Raw genomic sequence first — 6,888 nt, 5'->3', positions numbered from 1 at the left:
CGAGCGCCGCCCGCGCGGCGCATCGCGGATAAATCCGCTCCCACATTTGTTGCAACGTACCTATGCCTGATAGGCCATGGTTGTCAGCCTTGGTGGCACGACGCGATTTCTCGGCGGGCGCTAGAAGCGGACGACCATGGCCTGACAGACCGTGGCACGTTGCAATGAATGTAGGAGCGGATTCATCCGCGATGCGCCGCGCGGGCGGCGCTCGATTTCAACATCACCACAAATTCAACGACATGCACCAGGCGACACGCGCTACCATTCAGCTCTCCCTCGAGCATTGGCCCTCTCTGCTCATACCGAATGAAGCGTCGTGGAGCTCCTTGATGACCCTGCACATCCACACCCCCCTGATCGAATCCCGCCCTCTTTCGCTGGCCGCTGGCCGTGCGGTCTGGCTCAAGCTCGATGCCCTGCAGCCCTGCGGCTCGTTCAAGCTGCGTGGCGTGGGCCATGCCTGCGAAGTCCACCATGCCCGTGGCGCGCGCCATTTCGTTTCCTCCTCCGGCGGCAATGCCGGCCTGGCGGTGGCCTATGCCGGTCGCAAACTGGGCGTGCCGGTAACGGTAGTGGTGCCTGAAACCACCACCGAGCGGGCCAAGGAGCTGCTGCATCAGGAAGACGCCAAGGTGGTGGTGCATGGCAGCTCCTGGCAGGAGGCCAACGCGCTGGCGCAAACCCTGGTCGGGCCGAACGATGCCTTCATTCACCCCTTCGATGACCCGCTGCTGTGGGCCGGCCATGCCAGCCTGGTCGACGAGCTGGCGGCGGCGGGCTACAAGCCTGACGCAGTGCTGCTGTCGGTGGGTGGCGGCGGGCTGCTCAGCGGCGTGGTCGAAGGCCTCAAGCGCAATGGCTGGCATGATGTGCCGGTGCTGGCGGTAGAGACCGAAGGCGCCGCTTCGCTGCACGCGGCGGTGCAGGCGGGCCATTCGGTGGAGCTGGAGCGCATCGCTTCGGTGGCCACCTCGCTGGGTGCCAAGCGGGTGGCAGACCAGGCGTTGGTGTGCGTGCGCGAGCACCCGGTGCACAGTGTGCTGGTGAGCGATCGTGCGGCGCTGCAAGCGTGCGAGCGGTTCCTGAACGATCATCGCGTGCTGGTGGAGCCTGCCTGCGGGGCGGCGTTGGCGGTGGCCTATGAAGCGAAGGCATTGAGCGGCTACCAGAACGTGCTGGTGGTGGTGTGTGGCGGGGCCACGGCGACACTGGGGCAGATTCAGGATTGGTTGAAGCAGGTCGATTGACGTTGATCTTGCCGGCCTCATCGCCGGCAAGCCGGCTCCCACAAGGTTCGGTGCAGGGTCTCCCACAGGGTTCGGTGCAAGGTCTGTGGGAGCCGGCTTGCCGGCGATGAGGCCGGCCGATCACTCAAGCCATCGAACGATCCACCGCACCCGCCCCTACAGATTGGCCAACTGCGCTCCACGCAGCGGCTGTTCATCGGATTTTCATTGAGCTGCACACCCCGTGATCAGGATGTTCACACAAGCCTGTTCCAATGCCCCTGCACAACGCAAAAAATCCCGCTCCAAGGGCAACGAGCACGACGAAATACTGCTCCCACCCTTTCGATATGCAGCAAGTGAAGGCACAATGCGTGTCCTTTTTTTGGCCGGCCTTGCCGGGGGCCTTTAAATGATCAAGACGCCGTACTACCTCATCGATAAAACCAAGCTGCTGGCCAACATGGAGAAGATCGCCTACGTGCGCGAAAACTCCGGCGCCAAGGCCCTGCTCGCCCTCAAGTGCTTTGCCACCTGGTCGGTCTTCGACCTGATGCAACAGTACATGGACGGCACCACCTCTTCGTCGCTCTACGAGCTCAAGCTCGGCCGCCAGAAGTTCGCCGGCGAGACCCACGCCTACAGCGTGGCCTGGGCCGACGACGAGGTCGAGGAAATGCTCGAGAACTGCGACAAGATCATCTTCAACTCGATCGGCCAGCTGCAGCGCTTTGCCGAACAGTCCGAAGGCAAGGTCCGCGGCCTGCGCGTCAACCCGCAGGTGAGCAGCTCCGACTACCTGCTGGCCGACCCGGCGCGCCCGTTCAGCCGCCTGGGCGAGTGGGACCCGGAGAAGATCGAGAAGGTCATCGAACAGATCTCCGGCTTCATGTTCCACAACAACTGCGAGAACGGTGACTTCGGCCTGTTCGACAAGATGCTCACGCACATCGAAGAGCGCTTCGGCCACCTGCTGCACAAGGTCCAATGGGTGAGCCTGGGTGGCGGCATCCACTTCACCGGCGAAGACTACGCGGTCGATGCGTTCTGCGCGCGCCTGAAGGCCTTCTCGGAGAAGTACGGCGTGCAGGTCTACCTGGAGCCGGGCGAAGCCGCCATCACCAACAGCGCCTCGCTGGAAGTGACCGTGCTCGACACCCTGTACAACGGCAAGCACCTGGCCGTGGTCGACAGCTCGATCGAAGCGCACCTGCTCGACCTGCTGATCTACCGCCTCAACGCCAAGATGGCCCCCAACGATGGCGAGCACACCTACATGGTCTGCGGCAAATCGTGCCTGGCCGGTGACATCTTCGGCGAGTACCAGTTCGATCGCCCGCTGGCCATTGGCGATCGCCTGTCGTTCATCGACACGGCGGGCTACACCATGGTCAAGAAAAACTGGTTCAACGGTTTGAAGATGCCGTCCATCGCGGTCAAGCAGCTCGACGGCAGCGTCGAACTGGTGCGCGAGTTCGGTTTCGAAGACTACGTTTCCAGCCTGTCCTAAGACCGGCACTCAAAAGTAAGGAGCAACAGGTAAATTGAAGAAGAACGTTCTTATCATTGGTGCAGGAGGTGTCGCCAAGGTGGTGGCCCACAAGTGCGCGCAGCATAACGACGAACTGGGTCGTATCGCTATCGCGTCACGGAACATCTCCAAATGCCAGGCCATCATCGACAGCGTCAAGGCCAAGGGTAGCCTCAAGGTACCCGCCGACATCCAGGCCTTCTCGCTCAACGCCCTCGATGTCGAGGCGACCAAGGCACTGATCCGCGAGACCGAATCGCAGATCGTGATCAACGTCGGTTCCGCGTTCCTCAACATGTCGGTGCTGCGTGCCTGCATCGATACCGGTGTCGCCTACCTGGACACCGCCATCCACGAAGAGCCGGGCAAGATCTGCGAGACCCCGCCGTGGTACGGCAACTACGAGTGGAAACACCTCGAAGAGTGCCAACAAAAGAACATTACCGCCATTCTCGGCGTCGGTTTCGACCCGGGTGTGGTGAACAGCTACGCAAAACTTGCGCAGCAGCAGTATTTCGACAGCATTGATTCGATCGACATTCTCGACGTCAATGCCGGTTCCCATGGCAAATACTTCGCCACCAACTTCGACCCGGAAATCAACTTCCGCGAGTTCACCGGGCAAGTCTGGAGCTGGCAGAACAGCCAGTGGACCAGCAACACCATGTTCGAAGTCAAGCGTACCGACGACCTGCCGGTGGTGGGTTCCCAGAACCTGTACCTCACCGGCCACGACGAAGTTCACTCGATCTCCAAGAACCTCAACGTGCCGAACGTGCGTTTCTGGATGAGCTTCGGCGAGCACTACATCAACGTGTTCACCGTGCTGAAGAACCTGGGCCTGCTCTGCGAGCAGCCGGTCAAGACCGCCGAAGGCCTGGAAGTGGTACCGCTCAAGGTGGTCAAGGCCGTGCTGCCTGACCCGGCCTCGCTGGCCCCCGGCTACACCGGCAAGACCTGCATCGGTGACCTGGTCAAGGGCACCAAGGACGGCCAGCCGCGCGAAGTGTTCATCTACAACGTGGCCGACCACGAAGAGGCCTACGCCGAGACCGACAGCCAGGGCATTTCCTACACCGCTGGCGTGCCGCCTGTGGCCGCCGCCTTGCTGGTCGCCCGTGGCGAGTGGGATGCCAAGCGCATGGTCAACGTCGAGGAGCTGCCAGCCGAGCCGTTCCTCAAGGCGCTGGACGTGATGGGCCTGCCGACCCGCGTGAAAGATGAGAAAGGCGATCGTCCCTGGGACGCTGAAGCCTAAGCAGTAGACAGAAGGGGCGCCCATAGGGCGCCCCTTCTTTTTTGCCTGTTGCGGCCCTATCGCCGGCAAGCCGGCTCCCACAGGTATCTGTGGGGCAGTCGCTACTTCCTGGCCTCCAGAATCAGGTTGAACGGCGTCTGCGTCGCTCGCCGAAACTGCTTGAACCCCGCCTCCTCCAACACCGCTCGCAAGCGTGCCTCACCCGCCTGCGCACCCAACCCCAGCCCCACTTCCTGGGACAGCGAGTTCGGCGTGCAGATGAAGGTCGATGCGGCATAGAACAAGCGCCCCACCGGCGTCAGGTTGCCGTCCAGGGAATCCTCGGCATACGGTTCCACCAGCATCACCGTACCGTCGGCCTTCAGCGCCCGGTAGGCGTGCCGCGCCGCACCGACCGGATCGCCCATGTCATGCAGGCAGTCGAAAAAGCACACCAGGTCATGGTCATGGCCCGGGTAATCCTTGGCCGAGGCCTGCTGGAAGCTCACGCGCCCCTCCAGCCCTGCCTCGCGCGCGCGCGTGGTGGCCGTGGCGATGGACGGCGCATGGTAGTCATAGCCAACGAACGTCGATGCAGGGAACGCCTGGGCCATCACCAGCGTGGAAGCGCCATGCCCGCAGCCCACATCCGCCACTTTCGCCCCGGCCTGCAGCTTGGCGACGACGCCGTCGAGCGCCGGCAGCCACTGGGCTACAAGGAAGGTGCGATAGCCCGGCCGGAAGAACCGCTCGGTGCCGCTGAACATGCAGGGGTGATGGTCGCCCCAGGCCAGGCCGCCATCGCCGCGCATGGCGGCCACCAGCTTGTCCTTGTCGTGGAACAGCGCCGCCACCACCGCCGCACCGCCAGCCATGTAGGCGGGGGAATCCTCCAGCGCCAGGGCCATGGCCTGTTCCTCGGGCAGTACGAACTGGCCTTTGTCGTGGGTCATGTAGCCCGACGCCGCCTGGGCATTGAGCCATTCGCGCACCAACCGCGGGTGGCAACCGGTCCGGGCGGCCAGCGCCTCGGGCGTGGTCGGCTGGCTGTCGGCCATGGCCCGATAGAGCCCCAGCTCGTCACCGAGGATGACATTGGCCAGGGTCGCCGCCGCGCCCATGTCGCCCACCAGCTTGCCCATGAAATCGTGAAGCCTTGCCTCGTCCATGACCAGCCCTCCTCTGCAAGAAGGCCACCGTCGACGGGGGAAGTCCGGTCCGAGGGGGCGGTGGTCATTTTTGATAGATGATGATGTCTCGTCGTAAGTCTAGCCCTCGCCTAGGGTGCGGTCGCTGGTGCGGCCGCAGCCGTCGGCGGGTTCAGCTGCAGCACCTCGTTGGTATACGCCCACTCCTTGAGCACCTCGTCAGGATGATCGTTCAGGTGCATGCCATACGAAGGGATGATCTGCTTGATCTTCGCCTGCCAGGCCGCCGAGGCCACCTTGTCCTTGAACACCTTGTTCAGCAAATCGAGCATGATTGGCGGCGCCGTGGAAGCGCCTGGCGAGGCGCCCAGCAGGCCGGCGATGCTGCCGTCCTTGGAGGTGACGACTTCGGTGCCGAGCTTGAGCACGCCGCCCAGCTGTGGGTCTTTCTTGATGATCTGCACGCGCTGGCCCGCCTGCCACAGGCGCCAGTCCGCCTTGTTCGCCTTGGGGAAATAGGTGCGCAGGGCGTCGAAGCGGTCATCGTCGGACTGCAGCACCTGGCCTACCAGGTATTGCACCAGGTCGAACTCGCGCACGCCCACACGCACCATCGGCCAGGTGTTGTGCACGCTCACGCTGGCGAACAGGTCGAGCAGCGAGCCCTGCTTGAGGAACTTGGTCGAGAACGTGGCGAACGGCCCGAACAGGATCATGCGCTTGCCATCGAGCACACGGGTGTCCAGGTGCGGCACCGACATCGGCGGCGCACCGGTGGCGGCAATGCCATAGGCCTTGGCCATGTGCTGCTCGGCAATGGTCGGGTTGTCGGTCACCAGGAACGAGCCGCCCACCGGGAAGCCGGCATAGTCCTTGGCCTCATCGATGCCGGACTTCTGCAACAGCGGCAACGCCGCACCACCGGCACCGATGAACAGGAACTTGGCATCGCTGGCAGCCTTGTTGCCATCCTTGAGGTTCTTGTACTCCACATGCCAGGAGCCATCGTCGTTGCGGGTGATGGCCTCGACTTCGGTGGAGAGCTTGAGGTCGAAATTGGGCCGCGACTGCAGGTAGGCCACGTACTGCCGGGTGATTTCACCGAAGTTGACGTCGGTACCGATGGGCGTCCAGGTCACCGCGAGCTTCTGGTTCGGGTCGCGGCCTTCCATCATCAGCGGTACCCACTTGCGGATCTGCGCGGGGTCTTCGGAGTACTGCATGGGCTTGAACAGGGGGCTTGCCTGCAGCGCTTCGTAGCGCTTCTTGAGGAAGCGGATATTGTCGTCACCCCAGACGAAACTCATGTGCGGGGTGGTGTTGATGAAGGAGTGCGGGTTCTTCAGCACGCCTTGCCTGACCTGCCAGGCGAGGAACTGGCGGGTGACCTGGAACGACTCGTTGATCTCCACCGCCTTGCTGATGTCGATCTTGCCGTCCTTTTCCGGGGTGTAGTTGAGCTCGGCCAGGGCGGAGTGGCCGGTGCCGGCGTTGTTCCAGCCGTTGGAGCTTTCCTCGGCCACCTTGTCCAGGCGCTCGACCATCTGCATCGACCAGCCAGGCTCCAGTTCGTTGAGCCACACCGCCAGGGTCGAGCTCATGATGCCGCCGCCCACCAGCAGCACATCGACCTTCTTGCTCTCGGCGGCCTGGGCGCTGAGCATGCCCCAGGCCAGCGTCATGCCGGCCACCAGCAGCTTCGATTTGAGCGTGATGTTCATTTCTACTCCCGCGAACTCGCTG

At 63.2% G+C, this 6,888-nt stretch carries 5 protein-coding genes; 3 read left to right on the top strand and 2 right to left on the bottom strand.

The window, feature by feature from the left end:
• Positions 1-332 precede the first annotated feature (332 nt).
• From ACIPG5_RS14645 to ACIPG5_RS14635, 3 genes are all read left to right on the top strand, one after another.
• Positions 333-1,250, top strand: a complete 918-nt coding sequence (locus ACIPG5_RS14645; RefSeq protein ID WP_176518323.1) for a pyridoxal-phosphate dependent enzyme — start codon at positions 333-335, stop codon at positions 1,248-1,250.
• 391 nt (positions 1,251-1,641) lie between these two features.
• The gene (gene nspC, locus ACIPG5_RS14640; protein ID WP_176515168.1) at positions 1,642-2,739 is read left to right on the top strand and encodes a carboxynorspermidine decarboxylase; all 1,098 of its coding nucleotides are present in this window, start codon (positions 1,642-1,644) and stop codon (positions 2,737-2,739) included.
• A 34-nt stretch (positions 2,740-2,773) separates the two neighbouring features.
• Positions 2,774-4,018 (top strand): saccharopine dehydrogenase family protein, encoded by a 1,245-nt coding sequence (locus ACIPG5_RS14635; RefSeq protein WP_176515170.1) that lies wholly within the window; start codon positions 2,774-2,776, stop codon positions 4,016-4,018.
• A gap of 101 nt (positions 4,019-4,119) precedes the next feature.
• Here the strand turns inward: ACIPG5_RS14635 and ACIPG5_RS14630 are convergent, their stop codons facing one another.
• Both ACIPG5_RS14630 and mqo read right to left on the bottom strand, forming a co-directional pair.
• Positions 4,120-5,166 (bottom strand): class I SAM-dependent methyltransferase, encoded by a 1,047-nt coding sequence (locus ACIPG5_RS14630; protein ID WP_176515172.1) that lies wholly within the window; start codon positions 5,164-5,166, stop codon positions 4,120-4,122.
• A gap of 110 nt (positions 5,167-5,276) precedes the next feature.
• The gene (mqo, locus tag ACIPG5_RS14625) at positions 5,277-6,866 is read right to left on the bottom strand and encodes a malate dehydrogenase (quinone) (protein WP_401375926.1); all 1,590 of its coding nucleotides are present in this window, start codon (positions 6,864-6,866) and stop codon (positions 5,277-5,279) included.
• Between the last annotated feature and the right edge of the window lie 22 nt (positions 6,867-6,888).

Source organism: Pseudomonas sp. NPDC087029 (genome assembly GCF_044745345.1).
GTDB lineage: Bacteria > Pseudomonadota > Gammaproteobacteria > Pseudomonadales > Pseudomonadaceae > Aquipseudomonas > Aquipseudomonas faucium.
This window is presented reverse-complemented; position numbering and strand designations above follow the sequence as displayed.

Excerpts from the sequence above, each read along its gene's own strand:
- ACIPG5_RS14645 (WP_176518323.1), top strand. The coding sequence starts at position 333 with ATGACCCTGCACATCCACACCCCCCTGATCGAATCCCGCCCTCTTTCG.
- nspC (WP_176515168.1), top strand. The coding sequence starts at position 1,642 with ATGATCAAGACGCCGTACTACCTCATCGATAAAACCAAGCTGCTGGCC.
- ACIPG5_RS14630 (WP_176515172.1), bottom strand. The coding sequence starts at position 5,166 with ATGGACGAGGCAAGGCTTCACGATTTCATGGGCAAGCTGGTGGGCGAC.
- mqo (WP_401375926.1), bottom strand. The coding sequence starts at position 6,866 with ATGAACATCACGCTCAAATCGAAGCTGCTGGTGGCCGGCATGACGCTG.